The following is a 20,899-nucleotide window of genomic DNA, read 5'->3' as shown; positions in this document are numbered from 1 at the left end:
AGCATCGCGATCACAGCGAGCAACCACCGCTTACCGGGAAGGGCTCACTGTGTGCATCCCATCTCCTTCATTGCTTCCGGCAGATACGACTGGGTGAATCGCTCGAGTTCCTGGGGCTTCGCCTCGCCTGTCTCTCGGGCGATGGACACATCCAGAACGTAGTAGTCCCCCGCTCCGCGCCCTGTGCAGGCGTTCATCGATATGAGCCAGTCATCGGACGTCACGGTGTCGTCGCCAACCTCGGATTTTCTGGGATTGTCGGAAGATCTGCGATTCTGTTTCGCGAATTCCATGACGTCGAATCTGCTTTGGTCTCGAATTTCACTGATTATGAGTGCGTTGGCCTTGTCTATGAAGATGAAGCATGCTGACTGGTCTTCTTCGGAAATCTGATGCCGGGCCTCGAAGTTCTGCCCGGGGGGCAGCAAGGGCTGCAGTGCGGACGGGTCGATTGCCCTGCCGCAAATCGTTGTGGGAATTTCATAACCGGTGGAGCTGCACCCAGTAGTTGAAATCAGCAGAGCTGTAAGGGTCGATGTCAGCAGAAGTGATGAGCGTAGCGTTCTGATTTTCATCGTGGTGCGATTCATGCCATCCTGTTCGCAGTGTCGTTCCCATTGAAAGCGCTGTTTCCGATCACTTCCTGCCGCAGTAGCTTGTCCCCGTCCGCGGACAGTTCGTGATCGGGATTGACGCGAGACCATTCCTCGCCCAGTGCATTCAGGTATTTTATGCGCGAAGTGAAATTCTTCCTATTGTCTATAGAAAGCTCGTCATCGATGCGGCCTTGCTCTTCCAATTGCCAGGCGTAGGCCGCGGAATCCACTCCTCGCTGCACTGCATCACCGACCACCGGTATGAAGTTGGCTGCGCCGCCGACCACGTGATAGCCCCACTTCGCCGGCCAAGAGGGGTCTTCCTTATCGGTATCCAGCGCCTGGTAACGGACGGACTCCATGAACCCGACGGTGTGTCCTGCTCGGATGAGCTCTTCTTTCGGGTCGCCTTCATGTTCCGCATGGATGTCAGCGACAATGGCTTGACTTACGTTCTCCATCAGCGTGCCGTAGGCATACTGATCACGCGAGACCTGCTTGGACACCTCGAGCAGGTCCTCGTAGTCGAGTGGTCCTTCGTCGGGATCCAACTCACTGGCGGTCTGGTGAACGTCTGCTCCCCAGTTCCCCAGGAGCACCGCCATGTCGTCCCGCAGCTCGGGCGGGAAGTCGTCGCCCTTGTCGGCCAGGCGTCTCAGGGTGCCGTCGAAGACCTGCCGCTGTGCGTCGGTGTGGTCGTACGACGTGATGACGTGCGGCTGGTCCGGGTTCAAGCCGGTGCCCGCTGCCAGCAATGCCTTGCCGAGCGCGTCGCGGGACTGGACCGTGCCGTCGCCCTTGCCGTAGGGGTCGTCCTCGTCGTAGTACTCGCGCTCCGTGAGGAGGTAGTCGGCCACGTCCTCGCGGTTGAACAGCTCGGTGGCGTAGTCAGGGTTGTGGGAGACGGCCTTGAGGAAGCCGGTCATCGGGTCGCTGCCGGTCGTTCCGTAGTCGCCGTCGGGCCCCTTGGCCGTGTAGTCGAGCTGGGCCCCTCCGAGGGCGGGGTTGCCCCAGATCGAGGCGGGATCGAAGGGTTTCTTCTCCGCCTCGAAGGTGCGCAGGCCCTTGTAGTAGTCGTCCAGGAAGCCCTCGTCGAACTTCCCCTTGACCATGAGGTTGCTCATGATCTGGAAGCCGTACGTCTTCGCCATGATGCCCTCGTGCCCGTACAGCTTGCCGCTGGCGGCGATCAGGTCCTTCTTCCACGCCTCCATCTCCGGTGAGGTGCCGTGGGAGGCGCCGGCGAGAGACATGCTGAGGTTCTTCTGGACGTCACCCAGGAGCTTGGCACGGTCGCCGTCGGGCGTCCTGCCCTGGCCGGGGTCGGCCAGGTCGCGCCAGAACTGGAGCGTGCCGTCGGCGCCCAGGTCGAGGGCGAGGGTCTCGGTGAAGCCGGGGTTGTCCCGCTGGTTCTTCAGCGTCTCGTTGAAGCGGGCCAGTTTCTCCTCGCTCCAGTCCTCGACGTTGCCCTTGGCGATCTCCTTGCGCCAGTACTCGGCGTCCGCCCTGCCCTGGTCGTGGTCGGCGTCTTCCAGCCCGGTCGAACCCTGGTCGGTGAAGTCGTACTTGTCCTTGGCGAGCAGGCGCAGGGCGCGGGCGGCGATACGGTCGGTCTCGGTCGCCTCCCACAGGATCCTGGTGATCCTGCGCTGCGCGACCTCCAACTCCTGGTCCGTCGGCCTGGGGATGTCGGCCTTTCCCGCAACCGCGGGAGGGGGCGCCGAGGCGATCACACTCCCGTTGCCGTTGACATAGATGCTGCGCTTCGCCAGTTCGTCGATCGCGGTCCGCAGGTCCTGCTTGTGCTGCGTGAACGCGGCGTGCGCGTCGCTCAGGACGGCTAGCACGCTCTTGGCCTCGGAGGCCGCGTCGTCGAACTGCGCCGCGGTCCTGGTCACGAACTGCCGTGACACCGTGGCGTTGACGCCCACCCAGTCCGCCGCGTCGGCCTTCTTCTGCAGATCCTCCGCGCTGACCTGGCCGTCACCGCCCGTGGCCAGCTTCTCCAGTCGGCCGACCATGGTCCGCCAGTCGTCCACCGAGGTCTTCAGGGTGCCCAGGCGCAGGTCGTTGAGTTCCTGCACGGTCAACGTGTCCGTCGCCACGAGTCTCAGGCCTCCGCGGACTTCGGAGCGTAGTAGTCGTTGATCCGCGACACGGTCATCAGGTGACCCGCCGCGTTCCGCATGCCGGTCACGACGTGGTCCTCGTCCTTCGCATGCTGGGCCCGTGTGAAGTCCAGGTGGTTGGAGATGTGGGCGCACGCCTCCTTCAGAGTGCCCAGCTGGGTGCCCCACGCGTCGTGCAGTTCGGTGAGCGCGGAGCCCATGTCCAGGCCGTCGTTGAAGAGGTCGATGGATGCCGTGAAGGTGCTCGGCCGCGCGACATCGCCGTCCACCGCCAGCCGTTCGCGCAGGTCGTAGGCCATGTTCCCGAGCTTGCCCAACTGGTCGTCATGCACCACCAGGTCCGGTGCGGCGCCTCCGCCACCATGGCCCGTGTCGGGAGCGATCCCGTTCAACTGCATCGACGCCGCCTGCTTCTGGGCGACCTCGGCCTTGATCTGCTCCCATTCGTCCCACGCCATGCGGACGAGCCCCCTCCTCGTATGCGACTTCGCCCGGCACACCGGTGTGTTTCCACCCGGCTTCGAACACCCTTTCATGCGGTGACGCGGCGTCACTCAAGCACCGTCCTTGTGCACGGTGTCTTCACAGTCCATGAGGACGCGCCTCTCCTGGAGCCGCCCTTCGGAACCGGGAAGTCCCGGTCACGCGCCCTCCGGCCCCTGGCCATGCTCCGGCCTCGGTCACACGGGCGGGCGCCCGCCCCTGTTGCCGGCGTTCACCGGGGAAGCCGACTGAGGCCCACGGGTCCCCGCCGCCGTGGCCCTCGCCTGACGTGCCATGACTCGATCCTTTCCGACGATCGAGTCCCTGCCGGACCCGGAACGGTTCAGCGCGGCAGGAAGCTCTTTCCGGTACGCCGTCGGCCGTGGAGGATTCCGATGTACAGGCCGGGGGCGTCGGAGGAGACGAACTGTTCGAGGTCGCCCCACTCCGCCTCCCGGGCGAAGAGGTCTGGTGGCCGCGCCAACGCCCGATGACACCAGCGCAAACTGGTCTAAGTTAAGTCACTTTAAGTCAAGTTGGCCCAGTTCGACCGAGTTGGTCTTTGCCGCGCGGACTCGGCGTGGTGCGGCGGTAGCGTGGTGTGGCACAAGGCACTGCGGGCGAGTGGGGCGGGCGGGTTCATGTGGATGCGGTTCGAGGCCGAGGCGGAGGAGGAGTTCGAGGCGGGGTGTGCGTTGCTGGTCGACCGGCTGGTCCGGTGGGCCGGGGAGCAGGGTCTGCCGGTGGACGCCTTCCTGGCCGAGGTGGCGTTGGAGTACCGGCACCGGGCGACCGTCGACGGCCGACTCGGGTGGTGGGAGCCGCGGCACGTGGAGGAACTGCTCCTGTCCTGGTTTCCCCAGCAGGTCACCGAACTCCCCGGGGAGGAACGCGGCGACGCCCCGGGCACCTTGCGCACGCTGCTGCGCTATCTGCACGCCGCGCAGTTGGCGGACCCGCGCGGCCCCGTGCTCGAGGACTCCCTCGCCGCGGTCGACGCGGCCGCGGAACGGTACCCGGCGGCGATGGCGGACCGCACCCGCTGGGGCCTGGCGAAGTACTGGATGACGACAGCCGCCGAGCAGGGCGCGGACATCCGGGACGGGGCGGCGTTGCAGCGCTTCGCGGACCGGGCGCAGCGCGGGGAGGTCGCCCACGACCGGCAGACCCTCGACGCGATCATGGAGCAACGGCTGACCGGCCGCGCACTGTCCGGTGCGGCCCGGGCCGAACCGCAGCTGCCCGTGACGCTCCCCACGGACGACGAGTTGCGACGGCGGGCCGAGGCGTCGGCGATCGTGTCGCAGGTGCGCGGGCTCGCCGAGTGGGCGGGGCCGGGCGGCCGGGCGGTGACGGGAACGGGACGGCTGCGGATGGCGGACGCCCGTGAGCTGGTGGACGTGCTGGGCACCGGCGACAGCACCGAGGGCGTGCGTTCGGCGGCCGATCTGCCGCGGCTGGGGCTGCTGGTGGAGTGGGCGAAGAAGGCGCGGCTGGTCCGGGTGACCAAGGGGCGGTTGTACGCGGTGGCCAGGGCCCGGCCGGTGCTGGCCGATCCGCTCCAGCTGTGGTTGCGCGCCTTCGACGCGTGCTTCGAGCTGCGGCAGGCCCTGATCGGGCCGCGTGGCGGCCGGCACGTCGAGTCGATGCTGTTCGACGCCTACGAGGACGTGCTGGAAGATGTGCTGAACACGCTCTACAGCCTGCCGTACCCGATGCCCTGGCCGCGGCTGCGCGACTCCGTGCGCCTGGCCTACCGGGCCCGTTTCCAGCTGGACGAGGGGTCGGACCTCCGGCACCGGATGTGGTTCGAGCATGCCGACCGGGACCTGCGCACGGTGCTCGACGTGCTGGACGACCTGGGGGCGATCGAGCGTGACCAGGGGATGGCCGATCCGGTGTTCCTGGGAGTCGATCTCCCCGATGCCGGACCCGAACTGCCCGCGGACATGCCGCCGGAGCTTGCGGAACTGCTGGGCGTCGCGGGGACGGCAGCGGATCCGGCGGCGCAGGAGCGTGCCGATGCCCGGCGTGCGGAGCTGACGGCGGGGCCGGTGGAGCTCATCCGTCTCACCGGACTGGGCACCCGGGCCGTACGGCAGCGACTGCTGGCGGTCGGCCGGGACGCGCCGCTGGTCGGTGAGCTGGCTCAGGCGCCGGCGGCCGGTCTGCTGGGGGCACTGGCCGAGGACTACGACCTGGACACCGCCCGTGTGGAGCTGGCCGACTGGCTTTCGGCCCGCGGGGAGCGGGAGGCCGCTCTGCGGCAACTGACGGACGCCGTGGGGAACATGGCCTTCCGCACCCGTGCACAGGCGATGCTCGACGTGCTGCAGGTGGCGTTGCCGGACGGTGAGGGCGAGCGGCTGTTGCACCGGCTGCGGGGTGACAGCCGGTTGGCGCCGCCGGCGCTGAACACGCTGGCGCAGTGTGAACTGCTGTCCCCCGAGGACATGACCGATGCCGAGCATCTGCTGGTGCTCGCCGAGAGCCTGCTTCAGCTCGTGGAGCTGGCGGGCGGCCGGGACGGCGCCGAGGAGGCGCTGCGCGCCCAGGGCCCCGAGGTCAGGGAGGCGGTTGCCGCCGCCCTGGCCTCCGCGCACCCGGACCGGGCCGGACTCGACGAACTCAGGCAACTGGCGGCCAGGGCGCTGCGCTCTCCCACCGCCCGCACCGTTCGCTCCCGCAAGCGCGGGCGCCCCACCGGCAAGAACACCCGCAAGCGGCGCCGCTGACCGGAGCAACGCGGGTCACCGGCGCCCCCGGCGGCGCGCTGTGATCAGACCTTGGCAATGCGGATGACGGGGCCGCAGAGCAGGTGGAGGTCTTCGGGATCCGAGGTCAGGACGGTCACCGGGGCGGGTGAGGCGAGGGCGGTGGCGGCGACGATCGCATCGAGGGCGTACTTGTGGCCGTGAAGCCCGGCTGCGGCGAGGAGCTTGCTGGCGTGGCGGGCGATGGCTTCGGTGGGCGGAACGATGTTCAGGCGGGAGACGGCGTAGTCGAAGCGGGCCTGGTTGGTCCTGGGGTCGCGGGCTTCGACGAGGGTGACGGAGCTGGTGATGACGCGGATGTCTTCCGCCTCGGCCGCGGCCAGCCACTCGGTGAGTTCGGCTGTGCGTCGTACGAGTTTGGACAGGCCCTCGCAGTCGAGGACGAGGGTGCCGCTCACGCGGCGTCCGCTGAGCTGACCGCGTCACCGCGCAGGATCGCCCGCCTGGCCTCGACCGCTGACTGGTCGACCGGTCCGTGTTCGGCTTCCGCGTCTTCGATGAGTTCACGCAGCCGGTCGCGTTCCAGTTGGCGCTGGATGAGGGCTTCGACGTAGGCGGACATCCCGCGCTTGCCGGTACGTGCCTTGAGAGCCGCGATGGTGCCTTCATGAAGGGAGACGGAGACCGGGCGAACGGGGCCTTCGCCGGGAGCGGGGTCGGGGGAGGAGGCCATGGAACCAGTTTAACAAAACTCTTGTTATCGGGCTGGGTGGTTCATGCCCCCACGGTGGGTTCCGTTCAGCGAGCGAGAGCGGACTCGTCGATCAGGCGGAGATCTTGCATCAGGTGGCCCAGCCGTCTTTGCGCTTGAGGGTTCCGTCGGCGTTGCGGGGCCTGTGCTCTCGACGATCTCACTGAAGTCGAACTCGCCGGCGGCCATGGCGTCGAAGCCCTCTTGCCGCAGATGGCGTTTGACGGCGTCCTCCATGGCGAGCTGCACGGCCTGGGCCTTCGTTCTGGTGTCGAAGGAGCGCGTGGCTTCGTCGAGTTTGATGACCGTCCTGGCCATGCTGGCTCCTTGGGTTTTCGGCCGACTCGAACGGTCTCATTTTCCGGTTTCCCGAAGCCTCATTCGGCGTCCGCGTAGCACTCCACCACCGCCGTCGTGAACGGGAAGCGGACGGGGGTCTGTCCGAACGTCAGCCGGCCCGCGAGGGTGGCGGCGTCGCGGATCGCGTCCGCCACCGTCTGCGCCTCCTGTTCGGGGCAGTGCACGATCACCTCGTCGTGCTGGAAGAAGACCAGTTCGGCGGCCATGTCCGTCAGGGTCTGCCGCAGTGCGGCGAGCAGCAGCAGGGTCCAGTCGGCGGCGCTGCCCTGGACGACGAAGTTGCGGGTGAAGCGCCCCCGCGCGCGGGCGTCGGTCGAGGCATAGCCCGGCACCCACTGCCGGGCGGCGTCGGGTTCCTCCTCCGCGGCCGGGATGCCCGCCTCCTCCGCCGCGTCGTCCGCCGTACGGGCCGCGGGTGGGCAGGTGCGGCCCAGCCAGGTCCGTACGAGCCTGCCCTCCTCGCCCGCGCGGGCGGCCTCGTCGACGTAGGCGACCGCCTGGGGGAAGCGGCGCCGTAGGGCGGCGAGGTTCTTCAGGCCGTCGCCGGAGGTCTGGCCGTAGACCGCGCCGAGGACGGCGAGCTTGGCCTGCGCGCGATCGCCGGAGAAGACGCGGTCGGACACCGACTGGTAGAGGTCGGTCTCCCGGCCGGCCACCTCCATCAGTCCGGGGTCGCGGGAGATCGCGGCCAGGACCCGTGGCTCCATCTGGGCGGCGTCGGCGACGACCAGCCGCCAGCCCGGGTCGGCGACCACCGCGCGGCGGATCACCTTGGGAATCTGCAGCGCGCCCCCGCCGTTGGTCACCCAACGGCCCGTCACCGTCCCGCCTGCCAGGAACTCGGGCCGGAAGCGGCCGTCGCGCACCCAGTCCTGGAGCCAGGACCAGCCGTGGGCGACCCGGATGCGGTACAGCTTCTTGTACTCGATCAGCGGTTCCACCGCCGGATGGTCGAGGGACTCGAGCTCCCAGCGGCGGGTCGAGGAGACCTTGATCCCGGCCTGTGCGAACGCCTTGACGACGTCGGCGGGCAGGTCGGGCCGCACCCGGCGGCCGAAGGCGGCGGACACCTCGTCGGCGAGTTCGGCGAGTCTGCGCGGCTCGCCGCCGCCCGCGTACCGCTCGCCGAGAAGGTCGTGCAGGACCGCGCGGTGCACGTCCGCCCGCCAGGGCACCCCCGCGCGGTTCATCTCGGCGGCGACGAGCATCCCGGCCGACTCGGCGGCCACGAGCAGCCGCATCCTGTCCGGATGCGCCGTAGCCCCGAGCCGGCGCTGCTGCTCGGCGTAGACCGCGAGGAGGTCCGCCAGCGGTATGTGTGCGTCGCGGGGTTCGAAGAGGGAGGGCTGCGCGCCCGGATCGGCCGGGCGCTGCGGTGGATCGGGCGGTACGGGGCCGCCGCGCAGCCGGGCCAGGGCGGCCGCGGCGGAACGGGGCTCCCCGTACCGCCCCTCGTGGCCGAGCAGGAGCGTCTCGGCGGCCTCGACGTCGTGGCACCGCGCCACTCGCACCCCCGCGGCGAGCAGGCGCGGATGGATCTCGGCGGTGGACCGCCACACCCACCGCGTGACTCCGGGACGGCTCCGCACGGCCTCGGCGGGATCCGCCTCCCGCCGCACCGGAGCGGCGGGCAGCCCGTCCGGACCGAGGGGGGCGAGGTCCACGCCGCCGTCCTCGGCCGGAGCGAGTGCCCACCGGTCGGCCACCATGCTGCGAGTGTGGCAGGAGGGTCTGACAACACCCCCCGGGCCCGGATGTCCGGGTCAGCCCTGACCGGGCTCGGACTCGGACTTCGTGGACTGTCCGTCCGCCGCCTCCGGTTCCTGGGTCTCCAGGAACTCCGCCAGCATCTCGGTGACGTACCGCTCGGTGGTGGTCTTGTCGATGCCGAGGCCGCTGAGGAGGCCCTCGCCGTTCTCGTGTTCCAGCAGGGCGAGCAGGAGGTGTTCGGTGCCGACGTAGTTGTGGCCGAGGCGGAGGGCCTCGCGGAAGGTGAGCTCCAGGACCTTCTTGGCCGCCGCGCCGTACGGCACCAGCTCGGGGGCCTCTTCGGCGGGCGGCGGGAGCAGCGCGGTCGCGGCCGCGCGGACCGCTTCCAGGGTGACGCCCTGTTCGGTGATCGCCTTCGCGGCCAGGCTGCCCGGCTCGGCCAGCAGTCCGAGGACCAGGTGCTCGGGCAGGCCCTCGGCGTTCCGCGCGGCCTTGGCCTCGTTGTGCGAGGCCATCACCACGTTGCGGGCGCGGGGCGTGTAGCGGTGGAAGCCCTCGTTCGGGTCGAGCGGGGCCGAGTCCTTGGTCACGAAACGCTTCTGGGCCGCCTGGCGGGTGACGCCCATGCTCTTGCCGATGTCCGTCCAGGAGGCGCCCGAGCGCCGGGCCTGGTCCACGAAGTGGCCGATCAGGTGGTCCGCCACGTCGCCGAGGTGCTCTCCCGCGAGCACCGCGTCCTGAAGCTGCTGGAGGGGTTCCTCGTGGACCTTCTTGATGGCCGCGATGAGGTCGTCGAGACGTACGGATGACTTGATGCCGGGGTTCGTCGTCATGTGTCAACCGTAGGTTGACAGTGGAAGGGTGTCAACCGCGAGTTGACAGGTGGGTGGGTGTGTCAGGCTGAGGGCTCGGCGGGGAGAGGGGGCATGGCACGATCGGTCCGTGAGCACGTCCAGCACCGTCGACCGCGCCTTCGGGGCCGCCCTGTACGCCACCACCGACGACGCCCTCGACACCGGCGCGTCCCTGCTCGCCTCCGATCCGGCGGCGGACGCCGAACTCGCCGGGCGGGGCGAGGAGTTCGTGGCGACGGCCTGGCGGCGCGGCTGGCAGCCCGCCGACCTCGTACGGATCGTCCGGCGCGAACTGGACGACGTGCACGTGCGGCTGGTCGCGGTGCTGATCCACGCGCAGGCACCGCACGACCGGCCCCGCGGCCCTCGCTGGCACGCCCAGCTCGGCGATCTCGGCGGCCTCGGCGGCCTCGGTGAACGCACCGACCGCTTCTCGCACGCCACCGCCGTACTGGAGCTGTACCGGCTGCTGCTGCGCCTGCCCGCCCTCGAACCCCTCGACGAGCCCGACGGGGACACGGGCTCATCCGGGCGGGAACGGAACCCGGAGTCCCGCACGCTGGGCCGCATCCGCGCGCTGCTGGCCAAGGCGGAGGCGACCGGGTTCCCGGAGGAGGCGGAGGCCCTCACCGCCAAGGCACAGGAGCTGATGGCACGGCACAGTGTCGACGAGGCGCTGCTCGCGGTGCGGGCCCCCTCGGCGACGGCTCCGGGCGCCTGCCGGATCGGTGTGGAGCCGCCGTACGAGCAGACCAAGGCCGTGCTGCTGGACGCGATCGCCACCGCGAACCACTGCCGGGCCGTGTGGAACGAGGCCCTCGGCTTCTCCACCGTGGTCGGCTTCGCCTCCGACCTGGAGGCGGTCGAACTCCTGCACACCTCACTGCTCGTGCAGGCCGGTACGGCCATGGCGAAGGCGGAGGCGGCTCAGCGGGCCGGGGGACGCAAGCGGACCAAGACCTTCCGGCAGTCCTTCCTCGCGGCGTACGTCCACCGCGTGGGCGCGCGTCTCGCGGCGGCCGCCGAGGGGCAGGTGACGGACGATCTGCTGCCGGTGCTCGCCTCCCGCGACGTCGCGGTCACCGAACGGCTGGACCGCCTGTTCCCGGAGACGACGACCACCCGGCTGCGCGGGGTGAGCGACGCGGCGGGATGGGAGGAGGGCGCGCGGGCGGCGGACGACGCCCAGGTCGAAGCGCGCGGACGGCTTTCCGGACGGCGCCCCTGAACCGGGGCCACCCGGACGCCGCCCGCCCGGTCACCGCCCGCCCAGGCGCTGCCTGCCCAGGTACTGCCCGTCCGTCACTGCCCGCCCAGGTACTGCCTGCCAGTCATCGCCAGCACAGACGCTGCCTGCCCGGTTGCCGCCTGCCCAGACACCGCCCGTCTGTCACTACCCGCCCGGTCACTAACCGCCCGGTCGCAGCCCGCCCGGTCATCGCCTGTCCGGTCATCGCCCGCCCAGACGCCGCCTGTCCGGTCTCCTGGCCGCTCAGTCCCCCGACCGCTGGAAGGCGCTCACGGACGCGTCGGCCGCGCCCGTTCCCGTTCCCGAGCCTTCGCCCTCGCCCTGGTGCGCCACCGGGCCGTACGACCAGGGGAACGCGCGGGTGTCGGTGGCGCCGGGGAGGCTGATCTCCAGGGTCTTCACGTCCAGGCTCTGGCCGGCGTCCTCCGGTCCGCGCACATAGGTGACGGTGAAGGAGGCGGACCCGCCCTCGGCCAGGGTCAGCTTCTGGGCCGTGGCGCCGTCCGTCGGTGCCAGCGCGACAGGCTCGCCCTCCGCCGCCACCAGGCTCGCCTCGGGGAAGCCGTCCAGGATGCAGGCGGGGCCCTGGTTGACGAGGTCCACGGGGACCTCGCCGGTGTCACCGGCGGCCGGGGCCTCGCTCGCGGGGCCGACTTCCAGGCTCACCTTCGCCATCGAACAGGCCACGCTCTCCTGCTTCTGCTTCGCGTCGTCCTTCGCCTTGTCTCCACCGCCCTCGCCGCCGCAGGCGGTCAGCAGGAGGAGGGCGGTGACGGCGGTGACGGTGGTCGGCATGGCGCGCATGATGATTCCCCTGAGGTCGTGGAGCAGCCCCCAGATCATCACACCCGGGAAGCCCTTCCGGCGCACCCGGAGGGCAGAGCCCGCCGGGCGGGCCCTACGACCCCAGCCCCGCGGTCGGCAGCCCCTGCGGCATCCGGCCGCCCTCGGCCTTGGTGAACGTCTCGGTGCCGAGGGGGCTCTCCCAGGTGACCTTCAGGGTGGACCCGCTCACGGAGGTGACCGTGCCGCTCGTCCGGTCCGCCTTGCCGTCCGGGCACTTCAGGCTGATCGTCGAGGCCCCGGTGTCCTCCCGCGCGGTGCCGCTGCACACGGTGCCGCCCATGGTGAAAAGGGCCGCCTGGTCGCCGGTGAACATCAGGATCACGGCCTTGCCCCCGGCCGTGGTGAGCCAGCTGCCCTCCAGTCTGCCCGCGGGGACGCCGGTCGCGTCCGGACCGCCGGACCCGGTGCCGCCGGACCCGGGGGCGGCCGTGGTGGCCGACGTGGACGGTGTGGCCGGCGCGGACGGCGTGGCGCCGGGCGCGGAGTCGTCGCGGGAGCCGCCGTCACCGCCGCACCCGGCGAGCACCAGCGCGCCGGCCAGCCCCAGGGCCGCGTACGCGATCCGCATGCGTCGGCCCGACGCGGCGCACGCCCCCGCGATGCCCTGATCCACCGATGTCACCGCAAGCCCCCTAGCTGTGGTCGGCCCCGTCGGCCGGAACGGCCGGAGTCAGCTAACAGGACGTACCCGGCGCCCGACCACCCCGGTGACACCGCGCACCGAAAAAGAGACCGCTTGCAGGACTAAGCAGGGCACTGAAGGACACACGAAGACACACAAGGGAACAGGAGAGCCCTTGTGTGCGTCTCACTTCCAGACGGGGACCGGCAGGCCCGGCGGCAACGCTGTAACCGCAGGAGCACCCCGCGTGCACGTGCATCTGCCCATGCGTTTGCACATGAACAAAGCTATGATCCGGATCAGTTGACCACTGCATCGATGGCCACACCAGCCAGTGCACACCGGGGAGCGACCTGTGGACCACGACGTGTACGACGGCGACGTGTACGAGGGGGACGTGTACGACGGCGCCGGCGCGTCCCGCGTGTACAACGGCATGGCGGCCACCGGGCTGGACGGCGTGGTCTGGCAGAAGAGCCGGCACAGCAATTCGCAGGGATCCTGCGTGGAGTTCGCCCGGCTGCCCGGGGGTGAGGTGGCGGTGCGCAACTCCCGCTTTCCCGAGGGGCCCGCGCTCGTCTACACCCGCGCGGAGATCGAGGCGATGCTGCTCGGCGTCAAGGACGGCGAGTTCGACCACCTCGTCGCCGGCTGACCCGGCGGCCCTCCGTCCCCGGCTCCGGGGCGGTGACGCGCGTAGAGGGAAGACGGTGTCCAGGCGCGCGGCGTCGCGTCACACGACGGGATCGCGCAGCCGGAACAGGGCCCAGACCACCTTGCTGCCGAGCGCCCCCCTCGTCGGCTGCCAGCCCCAGCTGTCGCTGAGCGATTCGACCAGCAGCAGTCCGCGGCCCGACTCGGCGGAGAAGTCGCCCGCCGCACCGGCGACGGGACTGTCGTGGCTGGGGTCGCGCACCGCGCACACCAGCCGCCCGGTCCACCGCATCAGGTGCAGCCGCACCGGCGGTTCCTGCCCCGTCAGCCGTGGCGCCGCGGCCGGCATGCCGTGCCGCAGGGCGTTGGTCACCAGCTCGGAGACGACCAGACACGCATCGTCGAAACGGTCGCCCACGTCCCACTGGTCACAGGTCTTCCGGGTGAACCGGCGGGCCTCGCGCACCGCCTCGTAGCGGGCGGGGAGGGAGCAGGAGGCGGCGTCGGACACGGCCGCGGGGTCCAGCGGCGGAAGGCCCTGCCGTAACGGCTCGAGCATGGTCGATCCATTCGTCCCCATGCGAGGCACTCCCGGAATTCGCGGTCGTAGCGATACGGCGATACGGCGGTGGTGCGAAGGCCATGGTTTCGGATGCGCAAGGCAGATGCAAGGGCAGATGCACGTGCAGCTGACCGGAATGGCCCCTCCCGTACCGCTTGTTGGTCAATTTTTCCGTCACCTTTCCGTCGTCTTTCCGTCCCCTCAGCCCCTCCTGTTGCCCGAACCGTGTTCCTTCCCGAACGGAACCCCTGGCTCGATTCCGTTTCCGTAACCGCCCGAGTACTGCTCGGAGTGTTTTAGTGGCAGACTTCGGGCCCTGGCAGACGTTGGGGAGGCTGGCGAACGTGAGCGCGGGAGAGCCGGGATCGGTGGTGCGGCGCATGCTGCTCGGATCACAACTCAGGCGACTGCGTGAGGCTCGGGGGATCACGCGAGAGGCCGCGGGGTATTCGATCCGCGCCTCCGAATCGAAGATCAGCCGGATGGAGTTGGGCCGGGTGAGCTTCAAGACCAGGGACGTGGAGGACCTGCTGACGCTGTACGGCATCGCGGACGAGCAGGAGCGCGCCTCGCTCCTCGCCCTGGCCCGGGAGGCCAACGTCGCGGGCTGGTGGCACAGTTACTCGGACGTGCTGCCCAGCTGGTTCCCCACCTATGTGGGCCTCGAGGGCGCCGCCACGCTGATCAGGGTGTACGAGGTGCAGTTCGTGCACGGCCTGTTGCAGACCGAGGGGTACGCGCGCGCGGTGGTCCGGCGCGGCATGCAGGGCGCGAGCGAGGCCGACGTCGAACGGCGGGTGGCGCTGCGCCTGGAGCGGCAGAAGTACCTGCTCTCCGAGAACGCCCCCGAGTTCCACATCATCCTCGACGAGGCCGCGTTGCGCCGCCCGTACGGGGACCGCGAGGTGATGCGGGGCCAGCTCCAGCATCTGATCGAGGTCTCCGAGCGGCCCAACGTCCGGCTGCAGGTCATGCCGTTCGGTCTCGGCGGCCACTCCGGCGAGTCCGGCGCGTTCACCATCCTCAGCTTCCCCGAGTCCGACCTGTCGGACGTCGTCTACCTGGAGCAGCTGACGAGCGCGCTGTACCTCGACAAGGCCGAGGACGTCGCCCAGTACGAGAAGGCGCTCAAGGAGCTCCAGCAGGACAGCCCGGGGCTCTCGGAGAGCCGGGACCTTCTCCGAGGACTCCTTCAACTCTCTTGAAACACAAGTACGATGACGAACGATCAGCAGCATGAGGCCGGTCGGGGCGGGCCCGGTCCGGCAGCGAGGGATCGAGGGGTTGAGGGATCACATGTCGTCGTACTTCACCGACCTGGCCCAGCAGTACATCGACGGTGAGTGGCGCCCGGGAACCGGTTCCTGGGACATCATCGACTTCAATCCGTACGACGACGAGAAGCTGGCGTCGATCACGATAGCCACCGTCGACGAGGTCGACGAGGCGTACCGTGCGGCGGCCCGCGCGCAGAAGCAGTGGGCGGTGACCAACCCCTACGCCCGCCGCGCGGTGTTCGAGAAGGCGCTCAGGCTGGTCGAGGAGCGCGAGGAGGAGATCTCCGACGCGATCGTCGCCGAACTCGGCGGTACGCGCCTGAAGGCCGCCTTCGAGCTCCACCTCGCCAAGGAGTTCCTGCGCGAGGCGGTGCACCTGGCGTTGAGTCCGGAGGGCCGGATCATCCCCTCGCCGGTGGACGGCAAGGAGAACCGCGTCTACCGCGTGCCCGTCGGCGTCGTGGGTGTGATCAGCCCCTTCAACTTCCCGTTCCTGCTGTCGCTGAAGTCGGTCGCCCCGGCGCTGGCGCTCGGCAACGGCGTGGTGCTCAAGCCGCACCAGAACACCCCGATCGTCGGCGGCTCGCTGATCGCCAGGATCTTCGAGGACGCCGGCCTGCCGGGCGGCCTGCTGAACGTCGTGATCACCGACATCGCGGAGATCGGCGACGCCTTCCTGGAGCACCCGGTCCCGAAGGTCATCTCCTTCACCGGCTCCGACAAGGTCGGCCGTCATGTCGCCACCGTCTGCGCCTCCCTGTTCAAGCGCTCGGTCCTCGAACTCGGCGGCAACAGCGCACTGGTGGTCCTCGACGACGCGGACGTCGACTACGCCGTCGACGCGGCCGTCTTCAGCCGGTACGTCCACCAGGGGCAGGTCTGCATGGCCGCCAACCGGGTGCTGGTGGACCGGGCGGTGGCCGACGAGTTCACCGAGAAGTTCGTCGCCAAGGTGAAGTCCCTCAAGGTCGGCGACCCGCGCGACCCCGAGACCGTCATCGGCCCGGTGATCAACTCGCAGCAGGCGGACGCCCTGGCCGGTGTCGTCGAGCAGGCGCTCGCCGAGGGCGCGACCGCGCCGGTGCACGGCACGCGGACCGACAACCTGCTGGAGCCGTCCGTGCTCACCGGTGTCCCCGCCGACTCGGCCCTGCTCCAGCAGGAGGTGTTCGGCCCGGTCGTCTTCCTGATCCCCTTCGACGGGGAGGAGGAGGCCGTCCGCCTCGTCAACGACACCCCGTACGGCCTGAGCGGGGCCGTGCACACCGGTGACATCGAGCGCGGGGTGAACTTCGCCAAGCAGGTCGACACGGGGATGTTCCACGTGAACGACGGCACCGTGCACGACGAGCCGATCGTCCCCTTCGGCGGCGAGAAGCACTCCGGCATCGGCCGGCTGAACGGCGACACGATGCTGGACGCCTTCACCACGACGAAGTGGATCTCGGTGCAGCACGGCAGGAGCGGGTTCCCGTTCTGACCCCCTTCTCCTCCCGCCCGGGCCGATGAGGACAGGACCTGTCCTCATCGGCCCGTAGCGTCGTCGGTGTCAGCCGGCAGGGGCCACCTGCGGCGGAACGACGGAAGGCAGACGGTCATGGTCACTCACGTGGGTCCAGAGGAGCGGGGCGACGAGCGGGGCGCGCTCCTGTCCTTCATCGCCGAGCAGCGCGGCGGCATCCGGCGGGCACTGCTCGGCCTCACGGAGGAGCAGGCGTCCTCCCGCCCCAGTGCCAGTGAACTGTCCCTGGCCGGGCTGCTCAAGCACGTCGCCGAGGTCGAGCAGGGCTGGATCGCCCGGGCCAAGGGCGAGCCGCCGGCCGTCCACCGGGACGAGTCGAACTGGCACGAGTGCTTCCGACTGGTCGGCGACGAGACCGTGGAGTCCACTCTCGCGTCCTACGAGAAGGTGGCCGCCGAGACGGAGTCGTTCATCCGCTCGGTGCCCAGCCTCGACGACACCTTCCTGCTGGAGAGGACGTCCTGGAACCCGAAGGAGGAGTGGCTCTCGATGCGCTGGCTGTGCCTGCACCTGATCCGCGAGACCGCCCGGCACGCCGGCCACGCCGACATCGTCCGCGAATCCCTGGACGGGGCCACGGCCTTCGAACTGGTCGCCAAGGAGCAGGGCAGCTCCTGGGAGTGAGCCGTGGCGTCCTACGCTGGGGCGCATGTCAGCGATCCGTCTCCTCGTGCTCGGCGCGGTGCGCCAGCACGGGCGGGCCCACGGCTACCAGGTGCGCAACGACCTGGAGTACTGGGGCGCGCACGAGTGGTCCAACGCCAAGCCCGGCTCGATCTACCACGCCCTGAAGCAGATGGCGAAGCAGGGACTGCTGCACGCGCACGAGATCGCGCCCTCGACGGCCGGCGGCCCGCCGCGCACCGAGTACGAGATCACGGCGGCGGGCGACGAGGAGTACTTCAGGCTGCTGCGCGAGGCCCTCGTCTCCTACGACCAGAAGATGGACGTGAAGTCGGCGGCCATCGGCTTCGTCGTCGATCTGCCACGACAGGAGGCGACGGCGCTGCTCGAGGAGCGGACCCGGCGCATCGAGGAGTGGCGGGCCGCCGTCCTCGAGCACTACGTGCCCGAGGAGGGCCCCGAGCAGCTGGGGCACATCGGCGAGATCATGAACCTGTGGGTGCACACGGCCGACGCCGAGGCCGCGTGGACCAGAGGGCTGGTCGGACGGATCGAGGCCGGGGCCTACACCTTCGCCGGGGAGGGCGAGCCGTTCGTCGGCGTCCTGGCCGAGGACCAGGAGAACCCGTACGCGACGGAGGAGCGGCACCCCGGAGATTCCCGCTAATCAAGTTTGACCAATAGGTGGTCGGGTTGTACGGTCCGCATTCGTAGTCAACTTTGACTAGTGAGGGAGTTTCTGTGTCCGACGCGGCGATCATCGTCGAGGAAGCACGCAAGACATACCGGGGCGGCAGCAGTGGCCCCGCGCTGGACGGGCTCGACCTCACGGTCGCGCGCGGCACGGTGCACGGGGTGCTCGGCCCGAACGGCGCGGGCAAGACCACCCTGGTCCGGATCCTGGCCACCCTGCTGCGCCCCGACGCGGGCCGGGTCGAGGTGGCGGGCCACGACGTGGTGCGCGAGGCGTACGCGGTACGGCGGCGCATCGGCCTGCTCGGCCAGCACGCGGCCCTCGACGAGGAACTCGGCGGCCGGCAGAACCTCGAACTGTTCGGCCGGCTGCACCACCTGGGCGCGCGGCGCGCCCGCGTGCGGGCCGACGAACTCCTGGCGCGCTTCGACCTCGCCGACACCGGCCGCAAGGCGGTACGGCAGTACAGCGGAGGCATGCGGCGCCGCCTGGACCTCGCCGCCTCCCTGATCACCGAACCGGAGGTGCTCTTCCTGGACGAACCGACCACCGGCCTGGACCCGCGCGGCCGTGCGGAGGTGTGGGACTCGGTCCGTTCCCTGGTCGACGGCGGGACGACCGTCCTGCTCACCACCCAGTACCTGGAGGAGGCCGACCAGCTCGCCGACCGCATCTCGCTGGTCGACACCGGCCGGGTCATCGCCGACGGCACCGCGGACGAGCTCAAGGCAGCCACTGGCGGCGACCGTATCGACGTCGTCCTGCGCGACGCCGGGCAGCTGGGCGCGGCCGTCGCCCTGCTGCCCGTACCGAAGGACACGGTGACCGTGGATCCGGACCGACGGCTGCTCAGCGCCCCGGTCACCGACCGCATGGCGGCCCTCGCTGGCGTCGTCCGGGCGTTGGAGGCGGCGGGCATCGAGGCCGAGGACATCGCCCTGCGCAGGCCCACGCTCGACGAGGTGTTCCTGCGCCTGACCGGGCGTGACGACCGAGTGAAGGAGGCCGCTTGACCACCATGACGTACGCCCTGACCGACTCCTGGACCATGACCCGCCGCGAACTCGCCCGCTGGGGCCGCCAGCCGGTGGCGGTGGTGGTGAACCTGGTCTTCCCCGTGATGCTGCTGCTGATGTTCGGCTACCTGATCGGCGGCGGCCGGGGCGTGAGCGGCGACTACCTCGACTACCTGCTCCCCGGCGTGCTCGCGCTCACCATGGCCTTCGGCCTGGAGGGCACGATGATCGCCGTCACCCAGGACCTGAACAAGGGCGTCATCGACCGCTTCCGCTCGATGCCCATGGCCGACGGCGCGGTCCTGGTGGGCCGTTCCGCCGCCGACATGCTGCAGTCGGCGCTCGGACTGGCGGTGCTCCTCGCCGTCGCCACCGCGCTCGGCTGGCGCGCTCACGGCAGTGCGGCCGGCTTCCTGGGCGCCGTGGGACTGCTCCTGCTGTTCCGTTTCGCGATGCTCTGGATCGGCATCCACCTGGCGCTGGTGGCCGGGAAGCCGGAGATGGTGCAGGCGGTACAGATCCTGGTCTGGCCGGTCGGTTTCCTGTCCAACGCCATCGCCACGCCCGAGTCCATGCCCGGCTGGCTCGGCGCGGTCGTCCAGTGGAACCCGATGTCCCACACCGCCACGGCCGTACGCGACCTGTTCGGCGGCTCCGACGGCGAGCCGGGGCACGTGTGGGCGGCCGTCGCCTGGCCCCTGGCCCTGCTCGCCGTGTTCTTCCCGCTGGCGGTACGGAGGTTCGCGCGGCTCAGCCGGTGACGGTCAGTGGTGGAAGCCGGTGGCCGCGCTCCTGTCGTGGGTGAGGGGGTGCGGCTGCCGGCGCAGGTCCGGGAGGATGCGGGTCAGGTCCTCGACGAACAGGTCGGCGAGGTCCTCGGAGAAGCCGTTGCGGCACACCACCCGCAGCACCGACAGGTCCTGACGGTTCGCCGGGAAGGTGTACGCGGGCACCAGCCAGCCGTTCTCCCGCAGTCGCCGGGACACGTCGAAGACGTCGAACGCCGTCACCTCCGGCGCGGTGGTGAACGCGAACACCGGCAGTTCGTCGCCCCGGGTCAGCAGCCGGAAGTCGCCGAGTGCCCCGATCCGCTCGGCGAGGCCCGTGGCCACGTCCCGCGCGGCCTGCTGCACGGCCCGGTAGCCGTCGCGGCCCAGCCGCAGGAAGGTGTAGTACTGCGCGACGACCTGGGCGCCCGGCCGGGAGAAGTTCAGGGCGAACGTCGGCATGTCGCCGCCCAGGTAGTTCACCCGGAAGACCAGTTCCTCGGGCAGGGCGTCCGCGTTCCGCCAGAGCGCCCAGCCGACGCCCGGGTAGACCAGTCCGTACTTGTGCCCCGAGGTGTTGATCGAGGCCACGCGCGGGAGGCGGAAGTCCCACACCAGGTCCTCGTCGAGGAAGGGCGCGACCATCGCGCCGGACGCCCCGTCGACGTGCACCGGGACGTCGAGGCCGGTGCGCTCCTGGAGCTCGTCCAGCGCCGCGCACAGGTCCGCGATCGGCTCGTAGGACCCGTCGAAGGTGGAGCCCAGGACGCCGACGACGCCGATGGTGTTCTCGTCGCACAGTTCGGCGGCGGCCCGCGGGTCGAGGTGGAACCGGTCGCCCTCCATGGGCACCTGGCGGGCCTCCACCTCCCAGAAGGTGCAGAACTTGTCCCAGCAGACCTGGACGTTGACGCCCATGACGAGGTTCGGCCGGGCGTCCTTCGACGGGTACCGGCCGGCGTTGTCCCGCGTCCAGCGGCGCTTGAGCGCCATCCCGGCGAGCATGCACGCCTCGCTCGAGCCGGTCGTCGAACAGCCCACGGCGGCCGCCGGGTCGGGCGCGTGCCACAGGTCCGCGAGCATCGACACGCACCGCCGTTCCAGCTCGGCGGTGCGCGGGTACTCGTCCTTGTCGATCATGTTCTTGTCCCGGCACTCCGCCATCAGGGCGCCGGCCTCCGGCTCCATCCAGGTGGTGACGAAGGTGGCCAGGTTCAGCCGCGCGTTGCCGTCCAGCATCAGCTCGTCGTGCACCAGCTGATACGCCGTCGAGGGCGCCATCGGAGTGTCGGGCATCCGGTGCTTGGGCGGCGCCTCGGTCATGTCCCCGACGGGGTTCGCCGCCCCCAGGAAGGGGTTGACGGACAAGGGGCGCTCGTCGCGCCGGGGTTTGGTGTGCAGCGGCATGGGTGCCTCCGGGGGTTCGTGCGGTGACGGTGAAAGAAGTGAGAGGGGCGAGAGGGGTGAGA

At 70.2% G+C, this 20,899-nt stretch carries 22 protein-coding genes; 9 read left to right on the top strand and 13 right to left on the bottom strand.

From position 1 onward, the window contains the following. Window positions 1–44: 44 nt before the first annotated feature. The 4 genes from PYS65_RS16225 to PYS65_RS16210 form a co-directional block, all read right to left on the bottom strand. A complete protein-coding gene (locus PYS65_RS16225) occupies window positions 45–590 on the bottom strand; it encodes a hypothetical protein (RefSeq protein WP_279334667.1) in 546 nt (181 codons plus the stop codon). Then, window positions 587–2,701, bottom strand: coding sequence for a hypothetical protein (locus PYS65_RS16220; protein ID WP_279334666.1), 2,115 nt, complete (start codon window positions 2,699–2,701; stop codon window positions 587–589). Before PYS65_RS16220 ends, PYS65_RS16225 begins: the two co-directional genes overlap by 4 nt. A gap of 5 nt (window positions 2,702–2,706) precedes the next feature. Then, entirely contained in the window at window positions 2,707–3,183 is a 477-nt protein-coding gene (locus tag PYS65_RS16215; RefSeq protein ID WP_279334665.1) for a hypothetical protein, read from the bottom strand. 368 nt (window positions 3,184–3,551) lie between these two features. Then, on the bottom strand, window positions 3,552–3,692 hold the full coding sequence (locus tag PYS65_RS16210) for a hypothetical protein (RefSeq protein WP_279334664.1): 141 nt from the start codon (window positions 3,690–3,692) through the stop codon (window positions 3,552–3,554). 112 nt (window positions 3,693–3,804) lie between these two features. Here PYS65_RS16210 and PYS65_RS16205 point away from each other — a divergent pair, with 112 nt between their 5' ends. Continuing rightward, window positions 3,805–5,943 (top strand): hypothetical protein, encoded by a 2,139-nt coding sequence (locus PYS65_RS16205; protein ID WP_279334663.1) that lies wholly within the window; start codon window positions 3,805–3,807, stop codon window positions 5,941–5,943. A 44-nt stretch (window positions 5,944–5,987) separates the two neighbouring features. Here the strand turns inward: PYS65_RS16205 and PYS65_RS16200 are convergent, their stop codons facing one another. Genes PYS65_RS16200 through PYS65_RS16180 form a run of 5 tightly spaced genes read right to left on the bottom strand, consistent with a single transcriptional unit; the run spans window position 5,988 to window position 9,576 of the window. Continuing rightward, the gene (locus PYS65_RS16200) at window positions 5,988–6,380 is read right to left on the bottom strand and encodes a type II toxin-antitoxin system VapC family toxin (protein WP_279334662.1); all 393 of its coding nucleotides are present in this window, start codon (window positions 6,378–6,380) and stop codon (window positions 5,988–5,990) included. Then, the gene (locus PYS65_RS16195) at window positions 6,377–6,655 is read right to left on the bottom strand and encodes a hypothetical protein (RefSeq protein ID WP_279334661.1); all 279 of its coding nucleotides are present in this window, start codon (window positions 6,653–6,655) and stop codon (window positions 6,377–6,379) included. The genes PYS65_RS16200 and PYS65_RS16195 overlap by 4 nt, the downstream gene beginning before the upstream one ends. 24 nt (window positions 6,656–6,679) lie before the next feature. Then, window positions 6,680–6,991 carry a hypothetical protein gene (locus tag PYS65_RS16190; protein ID WP_279334660.1) on the bottom strand — a complete coding sequence of 104 codons (312 nt, stop codon included), beginning with the start codon at window positions 6,989–6,991 and terminating at the stop codon, window positions 6,680–6,682. A 59-nt stretch (window positions 6,992–7,050) separates the two neighbouring features. Further along, window positions 7,051–8,739, bottom strand: a complete 1,689-nt coding sequence (locus PYS65_RS16185; protein WP_279337970.1) for a bifunctional 3'-5' exonuclease/DNA polymerase — start codon at window positions 8,737–8,739, stop codon at window positions 7,051–7,053. Between the two features lie 57 nt (window positions 8,740–8,796). Further along, the gene (locus tag PYS65_RS16180; RefSeq protein WP_279334659.1) at window positions 8,797–9,576 is read right to left on the bottom strand and encodes a Clp protease N-terminal domain-containing protein; all 780 of its coding nucleotides are present in this window, start codon (window positions 9,574–9,576) and stop codon (window positions 8,797–8,799) included. A 109-nt stretch (window positions 9,577–9,685) separates the two neighbouring features. On the opposite strand from PYS65_RS16180, the gene PYS65_RS16175 reads away from it, so the two are divergent. Continuing rightward, window positions 9,686–10,825: a DUF2786 domain-containing protein gene (locus PYS65_RS16175; protein WP_279334658.1), complete on the top strand. Its 1,140-nt coding sequence runs from the start codon at window positions 9,686–9,688 to the stop codon at window positions 10,823–10,825. Between the two features lie 264 nt (window positions 10,826–11,089). Here the strand turns inward: PYS65_RS16175 and PYS65_RS16170 are convergent, their stop codons facing one another. Together PYS65_RS16170 and PYS65_RS16165 are read right to left on the bottom strand one after the other, a co-directional pair. Continuing rightward, the gene (locus PYS65_RS16170) at window positions 11,090–11,650 is read right to left on the bottom strand and encodes a DUF4232 domain-containing protein (protein WP_279334657.1); all 561 of its coding nucleotides are present in this window, start codon (window positions 11,648–11,650) and stop codon (window positions 11,090–11,092) included. A gap of 94 nt (window positions 11,651–11,744) precedes the next feature. Further along, entirely contained in the window at window positions 11,745–12,314 is a 570-nt protein-coding gene (locus tag PYS65_RS16165) for a hypothetical protein (protein ID WP_387040684.1), read from the bottom strand. 355 nt (window positions 12,315–12,669) lie between these two features. Between PYS65_RS16165 and PYS65_RS16160 the strand changes: the two genes are divergently transcribed. Then, the gene (locus PYS65_RS16160) at window positions 12,670–12,969 is read left to right on the top strand and encodes a DUF397 domain-containing protein (protein ID WP_279334656.1); all 300 of its coding nucleotides are present in this window, start codon (window positions 12,670–12,672) and stop codon (window positions 12,967–12,969) included. 78 nt (window positions 12,970–13,047) lie between these two features. Here the strand turns inward: PYS65_RS16160 and PYS65_RS16155 are convergent, their stop codons facing one another. After that, window positions 13,048–13,527, bottom strand: a complete 480-nt coding sequence (locus tag PYS65_RS16155; protein WP_279334655.1) for an ATP-binding protein — start codon at window positions 13,525–13,527, stop codon at window positions 13,048–13,050. Window positions 13,528–13,910: 383 nt separating this feature from the next. Between PYS65_RS16155 and PYS65_RS16150 the strand changes: the two genes are divergently transcribed. The 6 genes from PYS65_RS16150 (at window position 13,911) to PYS65_RS16125 (ending at window position 19,424) form a co-directional block, all read left to right on the top strand. Continuing rightward, the gene (locus PYS65_RS16150; protein ID WP_279337968.1) at window positions 13,911–14,735 is read left to right on the top strand and encodes a helix-turn-helix domain-containing protein; all 825 of its coding nucleotides are present in this window, start codon (window positions 13,911–13,913) and stop codon (window positions 14,733–14,735) included. A 91-nt stretch (window positions 14,736–14,826) separates the two neighbouring features. Further along, window positions 14,827–16,287 (top strand): aldehyde dehydrogenase family protein, encoded by a 1,461-nt coding sequence (locus PYS65_RS16145; protein ID WP_279334654.1) that lies wholly within the window; start codon window positions 14,827–14,829, stop codon window positions 16,285–16,287. A 117-nt stretch (window positions 16,288–16,404) separates the two neighbouring features. Beyond that, on the top strand, window positions 16,405–16,953 hold the full coding sequence (locus PYS65_RS16140; protein WP_279334653.1) for a DinB family protein: 549 nt from the start codon (window positions 16,405–16,407) through the stop codon (window positions 16,951–16,953). Window positions 16,954–16,978: 25 nt separating this feature from the next. Beyond that, window positions 16,979–17,620, top strand: a complete 642-nt coding sequence (locus PYS65_RS16135) for a PadR family transcriptional regulator (protein ID WP_279334652.1) — start codon at window positions 16,979–16,981, stop codon at window positions 17,618–17,620. Window positions 17,621–17,694: 74 nt separating this feature from the next. Further along, window positions 17,695–18,660, top strand: a complete 966-nt coding sequence (locus tag PYS65_RS16130) for an ATP-binding cassette domain-containing protein (RefSeq protein WP_279334651.1) — start codon at window positions 17,695–17,697, stop codon at window positions 18,658–18,660. Window positions 18,661–18,665: 5 nt separating this feature from the next. Beyond that, the gene (locus PYS65_RS16125; RefSeq protein WP_279337967.1) at window positions 18,666–19,424 is read left to right on the top strand and encodes an ABC transporter permease; all 759 of its coding nucleotides are present in this window, start codon (window positions 18,666–18,668) and stop codon (window positions 19,422–19,424) included. Window positions 19,425–19,427: 3 nt separating this feature from the next. On the opposite strand, the gene gad is transcribed toward PYS65_RS16125, so the two are convergent. Beyond that, the gene (gad, locus tag PYS65_RS16120; protein WP_279334650.1) at window positions 19,428–20,837 is read right to left on the bottom strand and encodes a glutamate decarboxylase; all 1,410 of its coding nucleotides are present in this window, start codon (window positions 20,835–20,837) and stop codon (window positions 19,428–19,430) included. Between the last annotated feature and the right edge of the window lie 62 nt (window positions 20,838–20,899).

This window comes from Streptomyces cathayae, from assembly GCF_029760955.1.
Taxonomy (GTDB): Bacteria; Actinomycetota; Actinomycetes; order Streptomycetales; family Streptomycetaceae; genus Streptomyces; species Streptomyces cathayae.
Note: the sequence above shows the minus strand (reverse complement) of the source record. Positions and strands in the feature narration are given on the sequence as shown.

Excerpts from the sequence above, each read along its gene's own strand:
- PYS65_RS16190 (WP_279334660.1), bottom strand. The coding sequence starts at position 6,991 with ATGGCCAGGACGGTCATCAAACTCGACGAAGCCACGCGCTCCTTCGAC.
- gad (WP_279334650.1), bottom strand. The coding sequence starts at position 20,837 with ATGCCGCTGCACACCAAACCCCGGCGCGACGAGCGCCCCTTGTCCGTC.
- PYS65_RS16195 (WP_279334661.1), bottom strand. The coding sequence starts at position 6,655 with ATGGCCTCCTCCCCCGACCCCGCTCCCGGCGAAGGCCCCGTTCGCCCG.
- PYS65_RS16125 (WP_279337967.1), top strand. The coding sequence starts at position 18,666 with ATGACGTACGCCCTGACCGACTCCTGGACCATGACCCGCCGCGAACTC.
- PYS65_RS16155 (WP_279334655.1), bottom strand. The coding sequence starts at position 13,527 with ATGCTCGAGCCGTTACGGCAGGGCCTTCCGCCGCTGGACCCCGCGGCC.
- PYS65_RS16140 (WP_279334653.1), top strand. The coding sequence starts at position 16,405 with ATGGTCACTCACGTGGGTCCAGAGGAGCGGGGCGACGAGCGGGGCGCG.
- PYS65_RS16145 (WP_279334654.1), top strand. The coding sequence starts at position 14,827 with ATGTCGTCGTACTTCACCGACCTGGCCCAGCAGTACATCGACGGTGAG.
- PYS65_RS16135 (WP_279334652.1), top strand. The coding sequence starts at position 16,979 with ATGTCAGCGATCCGTCTCCTCGTGCTCGGCGCGGTGCGCCAGCACGGG.
- PYS65_RS16225 (WP_279334667.1), bottom strand. The coding sequence starts at position 590 with ATGAATCGCACCACGATGAAAATCAGAACGCTACGCTCATCACTTCTG.
- PYS65_RS16150 (WP_279337968.1), top strand. The coding sequence starts at position 13,911 with ATGCTGCTCGGATCACAACTCAGGCGACTGCGTGAGGCTCGGGGGATC.
- PYS65_RS16215 (WP_279334665.1), bottom strand. The coding sequence starts at position 3,183 with ATGGCGTGGGACGAATGGGAGCAGATCAAGGCCGAGGTCGCCCAGAAG.
- PYS65_RS16170 (WP_279334657.1), bottom strand. The coding sequence starts at position 11,650 with ATGCGCGCCATGCCGACCACCGTCACCGCCGTCACCGCCCTCCTCCTG.
- PYS65_RS16180 (WP_279334659.1), bottom strand. The coding sequence starts at position 9,576 with ATGACGACGAACCCCGGCATCAAGTCATCCGTACGTCTCGACGACCTC.